This window comes from Curtobacterium sp. PhB136 (assembly GCF_004346855.1).
Taxonomy (GTDB): Bacteria; Actinomycetota; Actinomycetes; order Actinomycetales; family Microbacteriaceae; genus Curtobacterium.
In genome coordinates, this window is the sequence record NZ_SMGH01000011.1 from 99014 (window position 1) to 120193 (window position 21180).

Consider the following 21180-nt stretch of genomic DNA (forward strand, 5'->3'; position numbering starts at 1 on the left):
CGCCCGATCATCCCCGACTGGGACGCAGCGGAGGGCGCCGCAGCCCCGGCCGAGCCGGAGGGTGAGCGCCTCCAGAAGGTGATGGCCGCCGCCGGAGTGGCATCGCGCCGCGTGGCGGAGAACCTCATCGCCGAGGGCCGCGTCAGCGTCAACGGCGAGGTCGTCGAGGCGCTCGGGCGTCGCGTGGACCCGGAGAAGGACGCGATCGCGGTCGACGGTGTCCCCGTGCAGGTCGACACGACCCGGCGGTACGTGCTCCTCAACAAGCCGACCGGTGTCGTCTCGAGCATGCTCGACGAGCGCGGCCGAGCCGACCTGTCGCAGTTCGTCGACAAGTTCGAGGAGCGCCTGTTCAACGTCGGGCGCCTGGACGCCGAGACGTCCGGCCTGCTGCTGCTGACGAACGACGGCGCGCTCGCCCACGTGCTCGCGCACCCGTCGTTCGGCGTGACGAAGACCTACATCGCGAAGGTCGCCGGGAACGTGTCGCCGGCCACCGTGCAGGTCCTGCTCGACGGCGTGGACCTGGAGGACGGCCCGATCGCCGCGGACAAGGTCCGGCTGCTCGAGTCGTCCCGCGGGGAGTCGCTCGTCGAGCTGACGCTGCACTCCGGCCGCAACCGCATCGTCCGCCGCATGCTCGACGCGGTCGGGCACCCGGTGAACGAGCTGGTCCGACGCTCGTTCGGTCCGCTGCACCTCGGGAGCCTGCCGAGCGGGCGCACCCGCGAGGTGAACGGCGTCGAGCTCGGCAAGCTGCTCGGCATCGCGCGTGGCGCGACGTCCGAAGCCGCCGAGCGCGGCACCGCGGCGAACGAGACGGCCGAGGAGTCGAGCGACTGACGCCGCTGCGGCACGGCGTGGGCTACTCGCGTCGTGCCGCACGGTACTCGTCCGCTCCCGCACGCCAGCGTTCGGCTTCGACGTCGAAGTCCGGGACGCCGTCGAGGTCGGGGCCACCGGCGGCGAAGTGCTCCACGATCGCGGCGTTGGCACCCGCACCGATCGATGCACCACGGTCGATCATCGTGTGCTCGTAGGCACGGATCGCGTCGTCGAGGTCGGTGCCGTCCCGCAGCGCCAGGATGATCGCACGCGCGAGTTCCGCACCGTCGAGCATCGCGAGGTTCACCCCGTTGCCGCCGAACGGCGACATCACGTGCGCGGCGTCCCCGAGCAGCGTCACGCCGGGGACGTGCTCCCACGCCATCGGCGTCGGGAGCGCCATGATCGGGCGGTTCGGCAGCGTCCCTTCGCTCTCGTCGACGATGCGGAGCAGGTCGGGCGAGAAGTCTGCGAACCGAGACCGGATCTCTGCCCGGACGCGCTCGGTGTCCGTCCGCTGGGTCGCGTTCGCATCGAGGGACGGGCTGCTCGCGAGCAGCCCACCGCGCCCGTCCGCGACGCCGAGGCCGGCTTCGGCGAGCCAGTCGAGCGGCACGCGCATGCCCAGGTACCCCCGGACGACGTCGTCGCTGTTCCGCTGCAGGATCATCGAACGTCCGTCGCCGTTCACCCAGAGGTGGCCGTCGCCGACGAGCCGTGCGATGTGCGGGTGCGCCGTCGACACCGACGAGAAGACGACCTCCACGAAGCTGACCCCCGTGTACCGGGGGAGTGCGTCGGTCAGGGCGGAACGGACGCGGGACCACGCCCCGTCGGCACCGATCACGACGTCGGCCGAAGCCCCGTCGGCATCGGCGAAGCGCAGACCGCGCGAGCCGCCGCGGACTTCCGTGAGCCGGTGCCCCCAGCGGATCGTGCCCGGGCGGAGCGAGTCGGCGAGCAGCGTGCGGAGCTGCGCGCGGTCGATCTCCGGTGCCGCGAACTCGTCCGGCGCAGCCAGGTGCTCCATCAGCACGGTGCCATCCGGCGCCGCCATCCGCTTCGACTGGCCTTCGGGGCGGGCGAGCGCGATGAACTCGTCGAGGAGCTCGGCGTCCTCGATCGCGATCTGCCCGCTGTCCGCGTGGAGGTCGAGCGTGCCGCCCTGCGTCCGGGAGGACAGCGACGCGTCGGCGTCGTACACGGTGACGTCCACACCGGCGAGCTGCAGGACGCGGGCGCAGAGGAGTCCTCCGGGGCCGGCGCCGATGACGGCGATGCGGGGCTGCGGGTTCATGAGGTCTCCTGTCGACGCTGTCTGCCGAACGATCGTTCGGTCAGGAGGAACAGTACCTCCCGAACGATCGTTCGGCAAGTAGACTCATCACCGTGACCGACAGCACCCCGACCCGACGCCCGGGCAGCGAGACCCGCGCGGAGATCCTCCGCGTCGCCCTCGAGCTCTTCACGAGCCGGGGATTCGAAGGCACCTCGATCCGGGACATCTCCGAAGCGCTCGGGGTCACGAAGTCGTCGCTCTACTACCACTTCGCCAGCAAGGAAGCGATCCTCCGTGCGCTCCTCGACGACCGTCGCAGCGAGCTCGACGAACTCCTCGCCTGGATCGACGACCAGCCGCCGGCCCCGGACCTGCTGCAGCGTGCGGCGCTCCGGTGGGTGGACTCGACGTCGGCCGGACGGATCCGCGGGATGCGCTTCGCCCACGCCAACCGCCCGATGATGCACAAGCTCGCGACCGAGGGCGGTGACATCCGCTCCTGGTTCGACGAGGTGGTGGAACGGCTCGTCCCGGCAGACGCCCCGTGGACCGAGAAGCTCCGCGCGCGCATGGCCTTCGACACCGTGAGCGCCGCGCTCTTCGCCGCCCTCGGGACCGACGCGCCGCAGGGCGAGGTCATCGCCACCGCCCGCGCCGCGACGCTCGCCCTCACCCGACCAGGAGCCGCCACCCGACCAGGAGCCGCCACCCGACCAGGAGCCACCACCCGATCGGGAGCAACCACCCCACCAGGAGCAACCGCCCGACCGACGCCGACCGACAGCACGGGGCCGGTCGATAGGCTTACGCGGTGACCGACATGAGCCAGCACGACACGACCGCCGAGGTCGACCGTCGGGTCCGCGGGCCCGTCCGCGTCGTCGGTGCCGGTCTGCTCGGCGCCTCGATCGGGCTCGGCCTCCGGCAGAAGGGCGTCGAGGTGATCCTCGACGACGTCTCACCGGCCGCACTGGCACTCGCCGTCGACTACGGCGCCGGGCGCCGTCCGGCCGAGGGCGACGCGCCGGAGCTCATCGTGGTGGCGGTCCCGCCGGACGTCACCGCGCAGGTGGTGGAGCGTGAGCTCGCGGCCTACCCCGACGCCGTGGTCACGGACGTCGCCAGCGTGAAGTCCGTGCCGCTCGAGCGGCTCCGCGCCGCCGGCGCCGACGTCTCCCGGTACATCGGGTCCCACCCGATGGCCGGACGGGAACGCAGCGGCCCGACGGCGGCCAGGGCGGACCTGTTCATCGGCCGTCCGTGGGTGATCGCAGGGCACGACGCGATCACGTACCGGCGCGCCGCCGTGGTCGAGGACCTCGCCCTCGACCTCGAGGCGACGGTCATCCAGATGGAGCCGGAGCCCCACGACCGTGCGGTCGCGATGATGTCCCACGTCCCGCAGCTCGTCTCGACCCTGATGGCGTCGCGCCTGCAGGACGCACCCGAAGCGGCGCTCGAACTCGCGGGCGGCGGTGTCCGTGACGTCACGCGCGTGGCGTCGAGCGACCCGGGGCTCTGGGTGCAGATCATCGGTGCGAACGCCGCCCACATCCGACCGGTGCTCGCCGACCTGCGCGACGAGCTCACCCGCGTCATCGACGCACTCGCGGACCCCGAGGCGCCCGGTGCGCCCCGCACGATCGCCGAGACGATCGCGTCGGGCAACCGCGGTGTCGAGCGCCTCCCCGGCAAGCACGGCACCACCAAGCGCTTCGCCCAGGTCGTCGTCCTCGTCGACGACCGACCCGGGCAGATCGCCGAACTCATGACGACCATCGGTGAGATCGGCATCAACCTCGAGGACCTGCGCCTCGAGCACTCACCGGGCGCACCGATCGGCATCGTCGAGGTGTCGGTCGTCCCCGAGCAGGAACAGCGACTCGTCGAGGAACTCGAGAGCCGCGGATGGAGGATCGCAGCAGCATGGGCCTGAACCCCGACCAGATGCACGACGAGTCCGGCGTGACCGGCGGCCCGGACAGCCCCGACACGGGTCTCCCGACGCCGGGGGACCAGCCCGGGCCGGCAACGGGGAGCGCCGGCAGCGGTGGCGCCGACGGCCAGGGTGGCGGCGAGCCCGGTCTCACCCGTGACCCGCTGCCGTCCGGACTCGCCGACGGCGCGTACGTCGCCAAGTTCGTGATCGCCGTCGACGGCCCCGCTGGGAGCGGCAAGTCCAGCGTCTCCCGGGCAGCTGCCCGTGCGCTCGGCTTCGGCTACCAGGACACCGGCGCCGCCTACCGGGCGCTCGCCTGGCACGCGCTGCAGCTCGGCGTCGACCTCGACGACGCGAGCGCGATCCTGGCCAGCTGGGACACGTTCGAGTACGAGATCGGCACCGACCCCGACGCGTACTTCGTCCGGGTCGGCGGCACCGACGTGACCGACGCGATCCGCACCCCCGAGGTGACCGGAGCAGTGGCGCACATCGCGAAGCTCCCCGAGGTCCGCGAACGCCTCGTGCAGCTCTTCCGGAACGTGATGCGGAAGGCCGACGCGCGGGGCATCATCACCGAGGGTCGCGACATCACGACGGTCGTCGCACCCGACGCCGAGGTCCGGATCCTCCTGACCGCCGACGAGCAGGTTAGAATGGCTCGGCGCTCGGCAGAGGTCACGACCCAGTCGGCCGCCGAGACCTCGGCAGCACTCGCCCGACGAGACGCCGCCGACGCGAAGGTCGTCGACTTCATGAACGCCGCTGACGGTGTCACGACGCTCGACTCCACCGACCTCGACTTCGACCAGACCGTCCAGGCGGTCGTCGACCTGGCCCGCACGGCCGGGCACTGACACGCGACCACACGGTCGCCGGCAAGGAAACCACCATGGCGCAACTGGACAACGGACCAGAGCACGACGACTTCCCGGAGTACGACGACTCCCTGGGTGAGCGGATCGCGAGCCTCGACGAATCCGAGGCAGAGCAGCGGGCGACCGCGCTCCGTGCCGGGCTCGAGGACTACGAGCTCGACGAGGAAGACGTCGCCCTCCTCGAAGCCGGCACCCTCGGCGAGGACGGCATCGCCTACCTCCCCGCGCTGCCGGTCCTGGCGATCGTCGGTCGCCCGAACGTCGGCAAGTCCGCGCTCGTGAACCGCATCCTCGGTCGCCGCGAAGCCGTCGTGCAGGACGTCCCCGGCGTCACGCGTGACCGCGTCAGCTACAAGGCCGACTGGAACGACAAGCGGTTCACCCTCGTCGACACCGGCGGGTGGGAGCCCGACGCCAAGGGCATCAACGCGTCCGTGGCGCTCCAGGCGGAGGTCGCGATCGACCTCGCCGACGCCGTGCTGTTCGTCGTCGACGTCACGGTGGGCATCACCGCGACCGACGAGCACGTCGTGAAGATGCTCCGCGGCACCGACAAGCCCGTGATCGTCGTGGCGAACAAGGCCGACGACGACCGCCGCGACCTCGAGGCCTTCGCGCTCTGGAACCTCGGGCTCGGCGAGCCGCACCCCGTCTCGGCGCTCCACGGCCGTGGCGTCGCGGACCTCCTCGACCTCATCATCGCGACCCTCCCCGACGTCTCCGCCGTCGCGAAGCAGGAGATCGGTGGCCCGCGCCGCGTCGCGATCCTCGGTCGCCCGAACGTCGGCAAGAGCTCGCTGCTCAACAAGGCCGCCGGTGAAGAGCGCGTCGTCGTGAACGAGCTCGCCGGCACCACCCGTGACCCGGTCGACGAGCAGGTCGAGCTCGGCGGCCGTGTCTGGCGCTTCGTCGACACCGCGGGCATCCGGAAGCGCGTGCACCTCCAGCAGGGCGCGGACTTCTACGCCTCGCTCCGCACCACGGCCGCCCTCGAGAAGGCCGAGGTCGCGGTCGTCGTCCTCGACGTCACCGAGCCCGTCTCCGTGCAGGACCTCCGCATCATCGACCTCGTCCTCGAGTCGGGTCGCGCCCTGGTCCTCGCGTACAACAAGTGGGACCTCCTCGACGACGAGCGCCGTCGCTACCTCGAGCGCGAGATCGAGCAGGACCTGGCGCACGTCGCCTGGGCGCCCCGCGTCAACATCTCGGCACGCACCGGTCGTCACCTCGAGAAGCTCGTCCCGGCCCTCGAGACCGCGCTCGAGTCGTGGGACACCCGCATCCCGACGGGCAAGGTCAACGCCTTCATCGCCGAGCTCGTGCAGGAGCACCCGCACCCGGTCCGCGGTGGCCGTCAGCCGCGCATCCTGTTCGGCACGCAGGCCGCGAGCCAGCCGCCGACGTTCGTGCTCTTCACGACGCAGTTCCTCGACCCGCAGTACCGCCGGTTCATCACCAGGCGTCTGCGCGAGGTCTGGGGCTTCGCCGGCACGCCGATCACCGTGAACATGCGCGTGCGCGAGCGCCGGAAGCGCACCTGATCCACCAGCGCGGGTGACGTGCACAGGCGTACGCTCCGTGCATGTCACCCGGGCACGGGCCCACGCCGAACGGCTGGGCAGCAATCGGAGCGGTCAGCGTCGCGATCATCGCCGCGCTGTGCTTCTGGTTGCTCGCGCCGCCTCCGGTCGCGCACACGACCGTCGGCCGGGCGCCGGTCAACGCGGTGGCGACGCTGCCCCCGCTCGACGAGCCCTGGTACCGCACCGGGTTGCCCGTCGACGGCACGATCGTCTCGATCGGCGTGCACACCACCGGGCACGTGACCGTCACCCGGTCCGGCGCGCGGTCGATCCGCGTGACGATCACGGGTTTCACGACCGACATCGCGACGGCCGACATCCGCGTGCAGCTCACCGGGGGTGACGTCGTCGGCACCGGGCAGCGTGCGCGGTGGATCCCGGACGGCGACCCCGTCGAGATCGGGGTGATCCCGCACGGCGCCACCTCGGCCGTGATCGACGTCGGCATACCGCAGATCCTGCCGGACGAGGTGCACTCGCTCGTCGTCCTCGACTGGAACACGACCACCATCCTGGGTGGTGCCGAGCTCCTGCCAGGCCGCTGACGGCCCCGGAGCCGCGCACGGGACGGACGCGACCAGCGCTGGCGACGCGTGTCCAGCCTCCTGGCCGTCGTTCCGGACTGGAGGCTCGTGGTCCGCCGGGTGCGCCGGATACGGCACCATGGACGGGTGACGCAGCAGACCCTGGCCGACCGGATGTGGTGCCGCCTGCGGCTCGACCGGCTGGCCGGCGGCCGAGCGGGCGGGTACGTGATCCGTGAGTCGATGCTCGAGCACCCGGACACCGTGCGGTCCTTCCGCTGGATCCGGTGGCTGCTCGTCGCCGAGACCGTCGTCGGACTCGCCGCGATCGTCATCGCGATCGTCCTCACGCACGCGGGCCAGACCATCCCGTGGGCGGTCTGGTTCCGGGCGACCGTCGTGCTCCTCATCACGCTGACCCTCTACGTCTTCGCGTGGCGTGCGCAGCTCGGCTACTACTGGGCGTACCAGCGACTCCGGTTGTTCAGCCGGATCTTCCCCGTCGTGACGCTCGTCATCGCGGCGATCCCGAACCTGTACCCGTTCTGGATGGTCGTCGAGCAGATCGTGTTCTCCGTGCTCATGATCGGCATCGGTGACGTGCTCACCTCGGACCACATGCGCACGACGTTCCCGAAGCCCGCACGGCCCACCGCTCCGTAGGATCGGTCCATGGCGATCATCCTCGGCGTGCGGTTCCGGCCGGACGACCTCCCGCGGTTCGCGGGTGAGCTCTTCGCGTCCGTGGTGGCCGGTGGGGCGCTGCCGGCTGCGACCGCGGAGGCGATCGCCGCACTCGCGGAGTCCGGCGGCGGCGCGGTCGACGTCGAGGCGTTCGACGCGGCGGAGCTGCTGGCGTACGTGCTCGCGGTCGTCGACGCCGAGGCACGCCTGCCCGACGACGCGTTCACCGAGCACGTCCACCCGGGTGAGCGACGCGCACGCGTCGAGGAAGCCGTGCGACGACTGGTGGGGTACCGGGCCTGACCGTCCCCGCCGGCGTGCGGAGCATCGTGGACGCCATGACGAACACGACGCTCCCCGGCGGTGCCTTCCGCCTCGCCGACGACCTCGAACTCACCCGTGTCGGGTACGGCGCGATGCAGCTCACCGGACCGCACGTCTTCGGCCCGCCCGCCGATCGCGACGAGGCGATCCGGGTGCTCCGGACCGTCGTGGAACTCGGCATCACGCACATCGACACGTCGGACTACTACGGGCCGTACGTCACGAACGAGCTCATCCGCGAGGCCCTCTCGCCGTACCCGGCCGACCTCCGCATCGTGACGAAGGTCGGCGCGCGACGCGACGAGCGAGGCGGGTGGCCGAACGCCCGGGAGCCGCACGAACTCGTCGAACAGGTGCACGGCAACCTCCGGAACCTGGGCGTCGAGCGGCTCGACGCGGTGAACCTCCGGATGGGCGGCTTCGACGCGCCCGAACCCGGGTCCATCGCGCCGCAGTTCGAGGCACTCGCCGAGCTGCAGCAGCAGGGACTCATCAACCACCTCGGTGTGTCGACGGTCACCGCGGAGCAGCTGGCGGAGGCCCAGTCCATCGCCCCGGTGGTCTGCGTGCAGAACCGCTACAACGTGGCCCGCCGGGAGGACGACGCACTCGTGGACCTGACGGCGGAGCAGGGCATCGCGTTCGTGCCGTACTTCCCGCTCGGTGGCTTCTCGCCGATCCAGTCGTCGGCGCTCGACGCCGTCGCAGCGCGGCTCGAGGTGTCCCGGCTGACGGTCGCACTCGCCTGGTTGCTGCAGCGCTCGTCGAACATCCTGCTCATCCCGGGGACGTCGTCCGTGGCGCACCTGCGGGACAACGTGGCGTCGGCGGGGTTCACGCTGCCGGAGGACGCCCTGGCGGAACTGGACGCGATCGGCGCCGAGTAGGCGCTGCCCGGGCCCAGGGCCTCGGGCCGCCGGGCCCGGCCCCCGGCCCCCGGCCCCTGGCTGGAACCCGCGCGCGGCTACGCCACGGTCGCGAGGGCGAACGGCAGTACCGCGGACGCCCCCGCACGCCGGAGTTCCCGCCCGGCGACGGTCATCGTCCACCGGCTGTCGACCAGGTCGTCGACGAGCAGCACCGGCCCGTCGTGCGACTGCAGCGCCGCCGACAGCTCGGGGCCGACCGCGAACGTCTCCCACACGCCGGACAGGCGATAGGCGCTGTTCGTCGCGCCGTCCCCGCGCGGCACCCCACCGTCGCGGTCGAGCGTCCCGAGGAACTCGAGCTTGCCGATCGACGACAGCGCCTGCGCCAGCGACGCGACGAGCTGCGGCCGTGACCGCGAGGACATCGCCACGACGCCGGTCGGCCGGGTCTCCCACGGCCAGTCCCGCAGCGCGCGGATGCACCCGTCGAGGAGTTCCCGCGACACCGGCGCGTCGGGGACCCCCGGTGCGAAGAGCGCCCGGAGCGGGCCGCCCCACCCGAGGTCGGTCAGGCGTGCGACGGCGCGGCCGGGTGCGACCACCTCACCGGGAGCGAGCTTGCCGCGGACGGGGACGTCGAGCGCGGACATGCCCGACGGCCACTGGGCGCGCGGGGCGATCTCCACCCCGACCTTGTCGAGCGCCGAGGCGGCACCGGCGGTTGCGCCGTCGGGGACGTCGACCGGGTACCAGACCCCGGCGCAGTTGTCGCAGCGCCCACACGGTTCGGCCGAGGGGTCGTCGAGGTCCTGCTGCAGGAGCTGCATGCGGCACGCGGAGGTCGACTCGTAGTCGAGCATCGACGCCGCTTCTGCCGCCCGGGCAGCGGCGACGCGCTCGTACCGCACGGAGTCGTACTCCCACGGCTGCCCGGTGGACACCCACCCGCCGGCGACCCGGCGGACGGCACCGTCCACGTCGAGCACCTTGAGCAGGAGTTCGAGTGTGGACCGCTTGATGTCGACGAGCCCTTCGAGCGCGACGGTCGACAGGGCGCTGTCCGTGGAGAGCGCTCCGAGCACCGCGGTGGCGCGTGCGGACGTCGGCATCGAGGCGCTGGCGAAGTACTTCCAGATCTCCTGGTCTTCGTACCCGGGGAGCAGGACCACGTCGGCGTTGTCGGTGGCACGCCCCGCGCGACCGATCTGCTGGTAGTAGGCGACGGGGGAGGACGGCGCACCGACGTGCACCACGAACCCGAGGTCGGGCTTGTCGAACCCCATCCCGAGCGCACTGGTGGCGACGAGCGCCTTCAGCTCGTTCCCCTTGAGCTGCTGCTCCAGCTGTTCACGCTCGTCGGTGTCGGTGCGGCCGGTGTACGCGCGGACGGCGTAGCCGCTCTCCCGCAGGAGTCGGGCGATGTCCTCGGCCGCGGAGACCGTCAGCGTGTAGATGATGCCGCTGCCGGGCAGGTCGCCGAGGTGCGCGAGGAGCCACCCCAGGCGCGCGCGGGCGTCGGGCAGGGTCAGGACACCGAGCCGCAGGGAGGCCCGTGCGAGCGACCCGCGGATGGTGAACACCGGGTCGGACGGGCCGGCGGTGAGCTGCTCGGCGACGTCTTCGACCACGCGCTCGTTCGCGGTCGCGGTGGTGGCGAGGACGGGCACGCCGTGCGGCAGGGAGCGGATGAGCTCGGCGAGCCGGCGGTAGTCCGGCCGGAAGTCGTGGCCCCAGTCGGAGATGCAGTGCGCTTCGTCGACGACGAGCATCCCCATCCTGGCGATGAGCGACGGGAGTTGTTCGTCGCGGAACTTCGGGTTGTTCAGCCGCTCGGGGGAGACGAGGAGCACGTCGATCTCGTCGCGCGCGAGCTTCGCCTGGGTCTCCGTCCACTCGTGTGCGTTCGCGGAGTTGATCGACACGGCGCGGACCCCGGCTCGGGCGGCCGCCGCGACCTGGTCACGCATGAGCGCGAGGAGCGGCGAGACGAGGACCGTCGGCCCACCGCCGCGACGACGCAGGAGCAGGGTCGCGAGGAAGTACACCGCGGACTTGCCCCACCCGGTGCGCTGCACGACGAGGGCGCGCTGCCGGTGCTCCACCAGAGCGGAGATCGCCTCGAGCTGGCCGGGGTGGAAGACCGCGTCCGGGCGGCCGGTGAGCGCCGCGAGGGCCTCCTGCGCTTCCGCAGCGATCTCCGCCGACGGCGGAGCCGCGGCGGGTGCCGGGGCGGGAACCGAGGCCGGGACGGACGGGACGGAGCCGAGCGCGGGGGTGGACATGACCCCATGCTGTCAGGACCCGCCGACGAAACCGGCACCGGGCCTCCAGGCTGTGGAGAACTCGCGCTACTGGTACGTGACCAGCGACGGCGTCGGCGCCACCTCGTCCATGGTCTGGGACGGGGAGAGCATCGGCTGGTCCTCGTCGAAGAAGTTCTTCCACCCCCAGTGCACGCCCGCCGGGGCATCGGCGTGCAGCGCCTTCCACGTGGCCTGCTTGTCGGGCTGCGAGCCCTGGCCGTCCGCGTGGATGAGCAGATCCAGTTCCGGATGGGACCGCAACGCGGACCGGTCCTGGATCATCGACAGCCGGAACTGGTGCAGGACCAGGGCCTTCGGCGGCAGGCCCTCCGACCGGACCAGCGACGCGAGCCAGTCCGAGACCTGGTTCACCTCGGTGGCGCTGACGCTCCCGATCTGCTCCAGCGGGACCTGGTCCGGCCCGAGTCGCCACTCCGGGTCGAGCGCGAGCCAGACCCCCGGCCGCTCCAGGAGCGACTCGTAGCGCTTCGCCTGCGACAGGAAGTCGGAGCGCCCGGGCTGCAGGTCGATGATCACCGGCATGCCGGCGTCGTGCGCGGCATCGACGTACGGTTCGAGGGCGGAGACCGGCAGCTCGCTCGAGTAGTCCCCGTCCGCCCCGGCGCTGCCCGCCGCGACGGTCGCGATGAGCTCGAACGCGGGCGTGACCGGCTCGTCCGACACGCTGTCGTAGGACGCCGCGAGCTGCTTCGTCCGCGCCACCGACGCGGCCGGGTCCTGCTCGCCGAGGACGCCGAGTGCCGGCGCGCCCGGTGCGCCGTACGTCGCGACGTACCGGTGCCCGTCGAACGGCCGCTGGCCACCGTGCGGCAGCTGCCACCCGCTCTCCGCCGCGCGGACCGTCCACGTCGGGTCACCGAGGTTCGCGAACGCGGACCCGACCAGGACCGTCGGCGACGACCGGTGCGCGTGGAGCGCTTTGAGGACGTCGGGTGCGGCCGCCGGGTCGGTCACGCCCTCCGGCATGGTCACCACGTGCGCACCCGCCGCCGTCGCCGTCCCGACGACCGCAGCGTCGGCCGTCCTGTCCGCCACCACCACGGTCGCCGGCCGGGAGGCCCGGGTCGTCGCCGCAGCGGTCGTCGCGTCCGGCGCGGCGCGGCGCTCGAGCCCGGTGTCGACCTCGACGTCGCCCTCGGCCTGGTACCAGCGGGCGTCGAGGCGGTCGAGTTCCTTGCCGACGGCGTTGCTCTTCGTGTCTTTCGTGTCCTTCGCGTCCGTCAGCAGGACGGGGACGTGGGCGGTGCGGGCGGCGCTCGCCGCGTGGCGGATCGCCTCGGCGTCGTCCGACGGTGCGACGACCGCCCCGGGAGCGCTGGCGAAGAGCGCGCGACTCGCCCGGATCGACCGTGCGGCCGGATCCGGCTCGGCGGCGACGGTCACGGTGTCGGACGGTGCCTTCGTCAGCGTCGGGCGGGCGGTGTCGGGTGCGGAACCACTGCATCCGGCGACACCGACCACGAGGCCGGTGACCGCGAGCGCGAGGAGGGCACGGGCGGGACGGGAACGCATCGGGCCACCCTAGGGGAGGCGCGCTGGGCGGCTCGTGGCCGTGGTTGCCGCCCTTCCGCAGGCGGGAACGATCGAGTGCGCAGACGTCGTGCTCCAGGTGGCCGCACACCCACGACGTCTGCGCACTCGATCGGCGCGCGGCGGGTGCGCGCGGGTGGCGCGGCGAGGGTCCTGCGTCCGCTATGCTGGTCGGGCTGCTCCGCGCTCGGTCGGGTGCGGGTGGCGGAGTCCTCCGGGGCTTCGAGTTCGCAAGGACTCGCGGGCTGTGGCGCAGCTTGGTAGCGCACTTGACTGGGGGTCAAGGGGTCGCAGGTTCAAATCCTGTCAGCCCGACCGAAGGGGTGTCTTAAGAACTGTCTTAAGAACCCAACAGCGGAGAGAGGCCCGCAGCCGGTTGGCTGCGGGCCTCTCTTCGTTGTTCTGGGTCTTGTGGGCTCAGCCCTGCTTCGTAGCTCCCTTCCGAGCTCGCGTCGATCGACTGGCGTTGGCCGCGGCTGCCTTGGCTTCTTTCTCTCGCCGCTCCTTGGCTCGCGCCTGACGGACCTCGAGGTCCGCCACTCCACCAGGACGCGTGCCGGTGTAGTCGTTGAAGAACTCGCGGTCTCGGCGTCGCTGAATCGGCGGTCTCCTCGGCGGTCGGTTTTCAGCCGCTCGGCGGTCTGCGATTTCCTTCGCCTTCAGGAAGTCGCAGATCTGCTTGATGTTGAGTGCGACGAGCAGGAACGTCAGGAACACGAAACCGGAAGCGAACCCGCGTGACTGACGGTTGAGGTGGACCTGCAGGGATCCGTACTTCGGTGCCTTCAGCATCGAGTTGCTGTTCTCGACCATGTTCCGGGCGTAGCCGTGGAAGTCAGACCACTCGCGGGACTTGTAGCGCAACGCCTGCGAGAGCGGTGGCAGGTTCTCCTTCGGGAACTTGACGGAGTCCTGGCAGCAGATGAGGGGCCGGTCATCGCCGACCGGGTAGCCGGGCTCGCTCGGGTCCACTTCGTCCATCGTCAGCAGCTTGGCCTCTGAGACGCGCGCTCGGGCCTTCTTCAGCGGGCACTTGACGCGGGGGCTGTCGCCGGATGCTGGGCACATCATGGTGACGCTGCCGTCCGGGTTGGGGCGTGCCTTCGGGCGCACCTCCCAATTCTCCCGCTCATCAATGCGTGCACGATAGGTGACCTCATCGATGTCTCCGTCCTTGACGTGCCGGCTGGCCATCTGGAGCGAAATGGGCATGGCGGGGCAGTAGGCGGCGCTCTCGATGAAGATCGCTCCGGCGAACCCGCCGCGCGGACCGAGACGGTCATCCCGCCATTCGGTACTGGCCTCCCAGCCGATCTCTCGGACCGGGTCGTAGAGCCGCTCCGGCTTGGCATTGGCGAAGTACTCCATGTCGGCATCTGCAATGCCCGGGAGGTGCCCGGCCCGCACGATCTGCTGGAGGACGAACGCGGCAGCCTCGACGTTCCCGCTGCCCGGAATGCTCAGGGTCGCGCCGAGGATGAGCTGCGGAGCCTTGCAACGGTCGTCGGGCCTGAGGAACACGCGACGGGCGAGGGTGGCGTTCCATCCCCAGAGGTACGCCGTCTCGGTTTCGTACTGCGCCATCTGGCCGGGAGGTGCGTCGATACGCTTGGGCGTCTCGACGACCTTCCACGCGGCGTAGGGCGAGACCGGGCCGGAGCGTGGCTTTCCGGCTGCAGACAGGAGCTTGTCCTTCTTGATGCGCGCCGCGATCTTCTCCTTGTTGTGCGACATCCCGGTCGTCAGCGGAGACGACATGTGCGTCCCGTCGAAGCTGACATCGACCTCCTTGCGTTCCGGGGCGTTCCGGACAGCGCGAGGCTGGAGGAAGAACGACATGTTGAGGAACCGGGCCATGAACTCGGCAAGACGTGCCATGCCGATTGCTTCCCGCTCCTTGTCGAGGTTCTCCATGGTCGCGGCGTTCTCCTCGACCGTCTTTGCCGTGTAGCGGTCTTCTCCGAGGTGGGGGTCGACGATCGCGATGAAGCGTCGGTGGGCGTTGCCGACGTTCTGCTGCCAGTTCTCGACCTTCATGAGGGACTTCTTGCTGCTCGGCTTGGGGAGACCGAGTTCTTCGCGGGCCCCGTTGGTCAGCATGCCGAAGAAGACGGATCCGAGCTGCAGGAGCAGCTGGGGCTGACCTGCAGTCGTGACGAGCATCCACCCGATCAGTAGGTTCTCGATGGAGATCAGTGCTGGCGCGCCTCCGTTCGACTCCCGGAAACCGTCTTCGTGTCGCCAGATGGCGTATGCGTCGACGACGCCGGTCGCCTTGAGCCGGGCCTTGGCGAGCCGGATTGCTTTGCGGTTGAAGACCGCGAACCCTGAACGGGTGTCGGCGATCTCGTGCTCGCGGAGGCGGATCTTGCGGAAAGCTTTCTCCTTCGCGATGTCGTACAGGGAGCTCTCGTCGACCGTGGACTTCTTGCGGCCGTCGGTCTCGAAGAACCGCATTGCGTCGCCGTTGGTGATGCCGTGGGCGCTCATCGGGTCGCTCGCAAGGGACCGGCGATCGCGTCGAGCCAGCCGTCGATGTTCGCGGAGGTGGCGTGGGCGAAGTAGTCGGTGATCGAGGTGAGCGATGAGAAGCCAGCGATCTCCGCGACGACATCGAGTGGGATGTGGGCGTTGAGGAGACTGACGATCCAGCCGGAACGAAGACGGATCGGGGTCAGTCGAACCGGTCCGGGGTTCGCGGTGATGAAGGACTGGATCGGTCGCGGCGCGTACTCCTCGAAGTCGTACCCGTGGAACAGGAGATCCTCGTCGGACGCGAGTGCCTGGTCGAGCGTGCGGACCCACTGGTCCTTCACCGGCACGTGGCGTTCGGCTGCGCCGCGGACTGTCACCCACCGGCGGTTGCTGTCAGTCGAGATGTCACTCCTTCGGACAGCGATGATCTCGGCGGGGGTCAGCCCGGCGCCGGCGCCGAGGGCGAGCAAGGCGGCGCCGTTCCGTCGTGCCTGTGCAGTCGGCAGCGCGATCTGCCACGAGTGCAGTTGAGCCATTTCCGCGCTCGTGTACGGCGCCAGGCGCACCGATGCCGGCGGGGCGAGGCGACTGGTGCGTTCTCCGGTGAGCCGGGTAGTGACTGCGCCGAGGTGCCGCGTCGTGTCGAAGCGGTATGCGTGGGAGTGGTTGGCGAGGACGGTGTTGACGTAGAGGGAGATGGTGGAGTCGCGGAAGATGCGCTCGGGGGTGAGGTCGCAGCCGGTTCGCGTCCACCGCCAAGACGTCAGACCGGACACCATGGACAGCAGGCGGCGCGCGTTGTCGTAGGTGGTCGGGGACATGGTGCGGACGACGTCGCGGACGAAGGGTCCGACGTGGTCGTAGGTGCCGCGGTTGATGATGGGCCTGTACTTCTCGATGGCGTCGTCGATCTTCTGAGCGAGGACGGGCTGGACAGTTTCGTTGCGCTCTTGGCGCTTGCCGTTGTTGATCACGCACTGGCTATGCGGGCTGCATCTGGCCAGCTGGGCGAAACCCTTCTGATCCGCACGGTTGCGCGGGTCGGACGGCGTGTCGCGGCGCCGCACGAACTCAGGCGACGACCACGGGGCGCGGTTTGGGTCCCGACCCAGGTTCGCTAGGGGAGCGGAAGGAAGACGCGGTAACGGTCGAGCGACGCGTAGGTGTGAAGCCCGGATTCGGCGAGCAGCGTGTCGACGGGAGTGTTGCGTTCGAGTCGCCAGCACAGCCAGGTCGAGCGCATCCGCGCCGGGCGGATGTCGAGGTCGGTGGCGGTACGGCGAACGAAGTCGGCAACCTGACCGGAGCTCGTGCCGGAGCGGCCTGGGCGGAACGCCCAGTCATCCGGTGCCAAGTCGGCGAGTTGCTGCCGGAGCACTGGTCGCCATCCTTCTTCGACCGGCACGGAGCGACGACGTGCGTCACGGACGCGAACGGAAGCGCCGTCCATACTGACATCTCTGCGGTGCACGTCGAGGAGCTCACGTGTCGCAAGGCCAGCACCGAGCCCGAGCGCAAGCAACACCGCAGCATCTCGTCGCGCAGCGGACGTTCCGCGGGTGCGTGACCACGAGTACAACTCCGCGCGCTGCTTAGAGTCGTACGGCGGAGTCGGCGTCGACCGGCCTATTCCGTTGAGCGGTGCCGGCTCCATGACAGGTGCGACGACTTCGCTGACTCGTAAGAGCTTCCCGCGGAGCGTGTTCTTCGTTCCCCGGCTCATGCCGGTCATGCCGTTGATGACGAAGCTCTCGATCCTGCTCCGCCGGAACATCTTCGCCCGGTCGAGATCCAGCCCCTTCGTTTGCCAGCACCAGAGCACAAAAGGTGTGACGAACGGGTACAGGCTCCGCGGACTCACGTCGAGAGCGGCCGCGACGTCGTCGACGAGCGAGGTGAGGAACGGACCGATGGTGTCCCACCACGGCAACGCGAGCAGCGGCGTGTACGTGGCGGTGGGTCTTAAAGGGAAGGGCACGAGCGAACCTCTCAGTGGAGCGGGGACGTCGAAACGGTAGTGATCCGCCGACTCGAAGTCGTCCCGTTTCTGGCCTCAACCCGCTCGACGCACAGCGTGGCTCCCAACAACGTCGCTGATCCGCGCATAGCGGTGCCGAGGCCGACCTGCGGTCTCGGAGAGGACCGCCATGCCGACCAAGAACCCCCGACTCCTTCGTCTCCACGAGCGCTGGGCAACGATCGCAAACACCCCCGCCAGTCAGCTCACCCGCGATGAACGCCGGAGCCTCGACTTCTACCTCGCCGACGTAGGCGAGGATCCGATGCCCACACTCACCGTCGAACGATGGGTGACGATGGTGCACGATGTAGATGATTTTGTTGCCAAGACCGGTCGGTTGCCGTTCGCTAGCGCGATTCGTCCACGACCGAAAACGGAAGAGCAGCGCCTGGTCGACCGGCTCGCGTACCAGCGCCGACCGTCGACGAGAGCGGGTATGACCGAGTATCAGCGCGTTCGGCTAGAAACGCTGCCCGGATTTCTCTGGGATCCGCGGGATGCGGCTTGGCAGTCATGGCTCGAAGCTCACCAGCTGTTCTGGGAGGACGAAGAACGGCCGCCTCGTCGCCGTTCGTCTGACCCCGTCGAAGTTTCCATTGCACGTTGGGTTGCCCACCAACGAGCGCTTGCGAAGACCGGAGCGCTTTCCACAAGGCGAGAACGAGCACTCCGCCGAGCCAAGTACCGTGTCCTATAGCGGCCTTCGTACAGCTCGGTGGAACGAGCGCTCTTCCTTAAGGGAACGGCACGAGAAAGCTCGTCCCGGCTCCCGGCTCCCGGTGTCGAGCGGCAAGGGTTGTTGTCAGTAGTTCACGCGTTCTGTCAGGAAGCGGACCGCGGTGTTGCGCAAAGCGCTAGCGGGACAGATAGCCCGGCAGCGTCCTGCGAAGCCTCCGCCGCTCATCACCCCGTGCCTCGTCAGCACGCAGATGGCAGCGGCTTCCCGGGCGACGGCGCGGCGGAATCGCTGGCGTTGGCGCTGCTGCAGTCTTCCTCGATGAGGACGGACACCATCACGGTGGCGTTCCACGTCATGTTCTCGTGGTTCGCCGGGCTTTCGAACAGCCCCGGTTGTTGTCGCCGCGCACACAACTTGTCTCCTTCGCGCACAACTTGTCGCCGGAGCGCGTTCCTCGGTGCTGCCTCAGTCAGGGGTCGTCTCCCGGCGAGTCAGGAGCAGCGTGCCGTGCGCGCTAGGTTGTTGTCGCGTGGACATGGCGTTCTGAGGGGTCGTGCTCGAGCGGGACGCGCAGCGATCTGCCCCCGCTGGCGTCATCCGACTGGAAGTGCCGCGCCCTTGCGCGGGTGCGTGAACGGTGTTGCGTTTAGCGCCCCTTCACCGGGCATTTTTGCGGGACAGTCATACGGGAATCCCCAGGTCAAGCAGGACACGGGCAAGTTGTCGTGGTTGTCGCCGCCAGCCGTGTGCCTGTGGACGACCGGCTATCGAGACTCCCGTTCCAGCGTGGAAAGCCTCTGGTCAGAACGCTCCGGGCGTGGAAACGGTCGAGTCACGCACGACCAGACTCGTCGGGAATTCGTACCGTTCGACCGGGGGTGAGTCGCCCGCGAGATTGTCGAGTAGTAGTTCGGCGGCCTTGCGACCCATCTCGGCGTACGGCTGTCGTGCTGTCGTGAGCTGGGGTGTGACGAGCAGCGCTGCGCGTTCATCGTCGAAACCGGCTACGGCGATGTCCTCAGGGGTGCGGAGGCCGTGATGAGCGATCTCTCGAAGGGCGCTCGGGGCGAGCTGGTCATAGGCGCAGAAGACTGCGTCAACCGGGACGTCCTGTTCCAACAGGTCGGCGAGCTCAGGGCATCGGCTGTCGGATTCCTGCGCATTGGTTTCGATGATCAGGTTCGGGTCGACCGTGATCCCTGAAGCCTCGAGGGCCTGCCGGTAGCCCGCGAGACGGTCGCGGAGGAACAGCGGGTCCTCCGTCCTGCCGATCGCTAGCCGCGGTGCGAGAAACGCGATCCGGGAGCGGCCGAGGTCGAGCAGGTGCTGCGTCACTTGGTGAGCGCCATCGAGGTTTGCGGCCGAGATGCACGGCATGTGGATGGTCGTGCTCGTGTCGTCGAGGGCGACGGCTGGGATTCCGATGCGGTCGCACGCTTCCCGGACGGGTTTCTGGTCGGGGACGCTGATGACGATTACGCCCTCGGTTGGAACATCAACCAGGGTTTCGATGACGTCAGTGAGGCCCTCGTTGGAGGTGGGGATGGGGTGGATGAGCACCTGGTACCCGGCCTCGCCCGCTGCAGTAATGCAAGCACGGACGACGGGTTCCCACCATCCCCACTGGTCATTCGGCACGATCACGCTGAACGCGCGGTGTCCTCCGCGGCGGAGTGCTCTGGCTGCGACCGAGGGTCGGTAACCGAGTTCATCGGCGACTGCACGAACCCGCGCCCGAGTGTCCTCGCTGACATCCGCGTTGCCGCCAAGCGCGCGCGACACCGTTGCGATGCCAACGCCCGCCGAGCGCGCCACTTCCGCCAGCGTCACGCGTCTCGTCATCGTCTTGCCCCCTCCGAGTTGACAGCCTGCCCGTCGGTGTTACTCTACCGGAATCGTTACCGGAAACGTTCCCGGTAACGATTCCAGCCAACACACTCAACGACGAGGAAGCCCTATGACCACGCAACCGGCCACCACGGACCACACTGCCGCCAAGCCGGTCGGCGCCGCGTTCATCGTGATCTACGCGCTCGCGATGTTCGGCATCTGGATGGCGATCAACCTGCCCGCCTCCGTGACGCTCGCGCTGCGCATCTCCGAGATCGACCCAGCAGGAAAGGCAACGAGCTACTCCATCGCTGCCGGCGTCGGAACTCTGACGGCGCTACTCGCGAACCCGTTCTTCGGCCGTCTATCCGACCGCACACGGAGCCGGTTCGGCCGGCGCCGACCCTGGATCGTCATCGGCATGCTCGGCACCGTCGTCGGCGCCGCCGTCATCGGGCTCTCGAACAGCTTCGCATTGCTGCTCGTCGGCTGGGTGCTGATGCAAGCGTTCGTGAATGCCGCGATCGCCGCCGTCCTCGCGATCGTCGCCGACCGCGTCCCCGAGTCCCAACAAGGCATCATCGGATCGCTGTCCGGAGCAGCCTCGGCGGCGTCACTGGTGGTCGGGATCTTCTTCATCCAGGCATTCCCCACCAGCATCCTTGCGCAAATTGGGCTCCCAGTCGCCGTAGCCCTGGTCCTCGCCGCAGCACTGGTAGCGGTGTTCCGTGACGACGCTCCCGCTGCCGAACCGCTCCCCGCGTTCGGCGTGAAGGAACTCTTCGGATCGTTCTTCATCAACCCCCGCAAGGAGCCGGAGTTCTCCTGGCTCCTGCTGGCGCTGTTCTTCATGTTCGGGGCGTGGGGCGTCGTGTCGACGTACACGGTCTACCTGCTGCAGGACATGGTCGCCGTGCCGAAGGGCCAGCTCAACGACGTCATCACCCTCTCGTACGTGATCCCCGGTGTCCTCGCCTTCGTGTCCGGCCCGATCGCCGGCATCGTCGGCGACCGCCTCGGCCGCCGGAAGCCAGTACTCGCGTTCGGCGCGGTCGTCAGCGCCATCGGAATGGTCATCATCGCGACCGCTTCCAGCTCGGTGCAGTTCCTCGTCGGCGCTTCGCTGGTGTCCGGAGTCGGTTCGGGCGTGTTGCTCGGGACCTACATCGCGTTCGGAATCAAGACGATGAAGGAGACCACCGACGCGGCACGCAATCTCGGGGTGATCAACATCGCGATCACACTGCCGTTCTCCGTCATCCCGTTCATCGCACCGCTCGTGCTCGCCATCGGCGGAGGGGAATCGAACTACGTCGCTCTCGTCCTCTTCGGCGGCGTCCTCGCCCTCCTCGGCACGCTCCCGCTGTTCAGGATTCGATCCACCCGCTAAACCCACTTCCTTTTTCGTCGGCCACAG

The 21180-nt window shown here is 69.5% G+C and carries 18 protein-coding genes and 1 tRNA gene; 12 read left to right on the forward strand and 7 right to left on the reverse strand.

Annotated features, from left to right (window positions below; all coding sequences use genetic code 11):
* Positions 1-9 precede the first annotated feature (9 nt).
* Positions 10-843, forward strand: coding sequence for a pseudouridine synthase (locus EDF27_RS20160; RefSeq protein ID WP_260233443.1), 834 nt, complete (start codon positions 10-12; stop codon positions 841-843).
* Positions 844-865: 22 nt separating this feature from the next.
* On the opposite strand, the gene EDF27_RS18470 is transcribed toward EDF27_RS20160, so the two are convergent.
* On the reverse strand, positions 866-2122 hold the full coding sequence (locus EDF27_RS18470) for an NAD(P)/FAD-dependent oxidoreductase (RefSeq protein ID WP_132050422.1): 1257 nt from the start codon (positions 2120-2122) through the stop codon (positions 866-868).
* 92 nt (positions 2123-2214) lie between these two features.
* Between EDF27_RS18470 and EDF27_RS18475 the strand changes: the two genes are divergently transcribed.
* The 8 genes from EDF27_RS18475 to EDF27_RS18510 all read left to right on the forward strand — a co-directional run bounded on the left by EDF27_RS18475 (position 2215) and on the right by EDF27_RS18510 (position 8923).
* Entirely contained in the window at positions 2215-2919 is a 705-nt protein-coding gene (locus tag EDF27_RS18475) for a TetR/AcrR family transcriptional regulator (protein ID WP_132050424.1), read from the forward strand.
* Between the two features lie 5 nt (positions 2920-2924).
* Positions 2925-4040, forward strand: coding sequence for a prephenate dehydrogenase (locus EDF27_RS18480; protein WP_123656466.1), 1116 nt, complete (start codon positions 2925-2927; stop codon positions 4038-4040).
* The gene (cmk, locus tag EDF27_RS18485; RefSeq protein WP_311316799.1) at positions 4031-4900 is read left to right on the forward strand and encodes a (d)CMP kinase; all 870 of its coding nucleotides are present in this window, start codon (positions 4031-4033) and stop codon (positions 4898-4900) included. Before EDF27_RS18480 ends, cmk begins: the two co-directional genes overlap by 10 nt.
* Before the next feature lie 35 nt (positions 4901-4935).
* The gene (der, locus tag EDF27_RS18490) at positions 4936-6462 is read left to right on the forward strand and encodes a ribosome biogenesis GTPase Der (RefSeq protein WP_123656414.1); all 1527 of its coding nucleotides are present in this window, start codon (positions 4936-4938) and stop codon (positions 6460-6462) included.
* A 41-nt stretch (positions 6463-6503) separates the two neighbouring features.
* Positions 6504-7049, forward strand: coding sequence for a hypothetical protein (locus EDF27_RS18495; RefSeq protein ID WP_123656415.1), 546 nt, complete (start codon positions 6504-6506; stop codon positions 7047-7049).
* A gap of 153 nt (positions 7050-7202) precedes the next feature.
* On the forward strand, positions 7203-7691 hold the full coding sequence (locus EDF27_RS18500) for a hypothetical protein (protein WP_123656468.1): 489 nt from the start codon (positions 7203-7205) through the stop codon (positions 7689-7691).
* A 9-nt stretch (positions 7692-7700) separates the two neighbouring features.
* Complete coding sequence (locus EDF27_RS18505) at positions 7701-8015, forward strand: hypothetical protein (RefSeq protein ID WP_132050426.1); 315 nt, start codon at positions 7701-7703, stop codon at positions 8013-8015.
* Between the two features lie 35 nt (positions 8016-8050).
* Positions 8051-8923: an oxidoreductase gene (locus EDF27_RS18510; RefSeq protein ID WP_132050428.1), complete on the forward strand. Its 873-nt coding sequence runs from the start codon at positions 8051-8053 to the stop codon at positions 8921-8923.
* 77 nt (positions 8924-9000) lie between these two features.
* Here EDF27_RS18510 and EDF27_RS18515 read toward each other — a convergent pair whose 3' ends face one another.
* Positions 9001-11187, reverse strand: coding sequence for a RecQ family ATP-dependent DNA helicase (locus tag EDF27_RS18515; protein WP_243698424.1), 2187 nt, complete (start codon positions 11185-11187; stop codon positions 9001-9003).
* Positions 11188-11253: 66 nt separating this feature from the next.
* Positions 11254-12741 carry a hypothetical protein gene (locus tag EDF27_RS18520; RefSeq protein ID WP_132050430.1) on the reverse strand — a complete coding sequence of 496 codons (1488 nt, stop codon included), beginning with the start codon at positions 12739-12741 and terminating at the stop codon, positions 11254-11256.
* A 259-nt stretch (positions 12742-13000) separates the two neighbouring features.
* Here EDF27_RS18520 and EDF27_RS18525 point away from each other — a divergent pair.
* A tRNA-Pro gene (locus tag EDF27_RS18525) sits at positions 13001-13074 on the forward strand.
* A 102-nt stretch (positions 13075-13176) separates the two neighbouring features.
* Here EDF27_RS18525 and EDF27_RS18530 read toward each other — a convergent pair.
* From EDF27_RS18530 to EDF27_RS18540, 3 genes are all read right to left on the reverse strand, one after another.
* Entirely contained in the window at positions 13177-15249 is a 2073-nt protein-coding gene (locus tag EDF27_RS18530; protein WP_132050432.1) for a hypothetical protein, read from the reverse strand.
* Positions 15246-16208, reverse strand: coding sequence for a tyrosine-type recombinase/integrase (locus EDF27_RS18535; protein WP_132050434.1), 963 nt, complete (start codon positions 16206-16208; stop codon positions 15246-15248). Before EDF27_RS18535 ends, EDF27_RS18530 begins: the two co-directional genes overlap by 4 nt.
* Positions 16209-16351: 143 nt before the next feature.
* A complete protein-coding gene (locus tag EDF27_RS18540) occupies positions 16352-17212 on the reverse strand; it encodes a hypothetical protein (protein WP_132050436.1) in 861 nt (286 codons plus the stop codon).
* Between the two features lie 169 nt (positions 17213-17381).
* On the opposite strand from EDF27_RS18540, the gene EDF27_RS18545 reads away from it, so the two are divergent.
* Entirely contained in the window at positions 17382-17951 is a 570-nt protein-coding gene (locus tag EDF27_RS18545) for a hypothetical protein (protein ID WP_132050438.1), read from the forward strand.
* A gap of 783 nt (positions 17952-18734) precedes the next feature.
* Here the strand turns inward: EDF27_RS18545 and EDF27_RS18550 are convergent.
* A complete protein-coding gene (locus tag EDF27_RS18550; protein ID WP_243698425.1) occupies positions 18735-19763 on the reverse strand; it encodes a LacI family DNA-binding transcriptional regulator in 1029 nt (342 codons plus the stop codon).
* Positions 19764-19890: 127 nt separating this feature from the next.
* Between EDF27_RS18550 and EDF27_RS18555 the strand changes: the two genes are divergently transcribed.
* The gene (locus tag EDF27_RS18555) at positions 19891-21153 is read left to right on the forward strand and encodes an MFS transporter (RefSeq protein WP_132050442.1); all 1263 of its coding nucleotides are present in this window, start codon (positions 19891-19893) and stop codon (positions 21151-21153) included.
* Positions 21154-21180: the final 27 nt, after the last annotated feature.

Excerpts from the sequence above, each read along its gene's own strand:
- EDF27_RS18470 (WP_132050422.1), bottom strand. The coding sequence starts at position 2,122 with ATGAACCCGCAGCCCCGCATCGCCGTCATCGGCGCCGGCCCCGGAGGA.
- EDF27_RS18480 (WP_123656466.1), top strand. The coding sequence starts at position 2,925 with ATGAGCCAGCACGACACGACCGCCGAGGTCGACCGTCGGGTCCGCGGG.
- cmk (WP_311316799.1), top strand. The coding sequence starts at position 4,031 with ATGGGCCTGAACCCCGACCAGATGCACGACGAGTCCGGCGTGACCGGC.
- der (WP_123656414.1), top strand. The coding sequence starts at position 4,936 with ATGGCGCAACTGGACAACGGACCAGAGCACGACGACTTCCCGGAGTAC.
- EDF27_RS18495 (WP_123656415.1), top strand. The coding sequence starts at position 6,504 with ATGTCACCCGGGCACGGGCCCACGCCGAACGGCTGGGCAGCAATCGGA.
- EDF27_RS18500 (WP_123656468.1), top strand. The coding sequence starts at position 7,203 with ATGTGGTGCCGCCTGCGGCTCGACCGGCTGGCCGGCGGCCGAGCGGGC.
- EDF27_RS18505 (WP_132050426.1), top strand. The coding sequence starts at position 7,701 with ATGGCGATCATCCTCGGCGTGCGGTTCCGGCCGGACGACCTCCCGCGG.
- EDF27_RS18510 (WP_132050428.1), top strand. The coding sequence starts at position 8,051 with ATGACGAACACGACGCTCCCCGGCGGTGCCTTCCGCCTCGCCGACGAC.
- EDF27_RS18515 (WP_243698424.1), bottom strand. The coding sequence starts at position 11,187 with ATGTCCACCCCCGCGCTCGGCTCCGTCCCGTCCGTCCCGGCCTCGGTT.
- EDF27_RS18520 (WP_132050430.1), bottom strand. The coding sequence starts at position 12,741 with ATGCGTTCCCGTCCCGCCCGTGCCCTCCTCGCGCTCGCGGTCACCGGC.
- EDF27_RS18530 (WP_132050432.1), bottom strand. The coding sequence starts at position 15,249 with ATGAGCGCCCACGGCATCACCAACGGCGACGCAATGCGGTTCTTCGAG.
- EDF27_RS18545 (WP_132050438.1), top strand. The coding sequence starts at position 17,382 with ATGCCGACCAAGAACCCCCGACTCCTTCGTCTCCACGAGCGCTGGGCA.
- EDF27_RS18555 (WP_132050442.1), top strand. The coding sequence starts at position 19,891 with ATGACCACGCAACCGGCCACCACGGACCACACTGCCGCCAAGCCGGTC.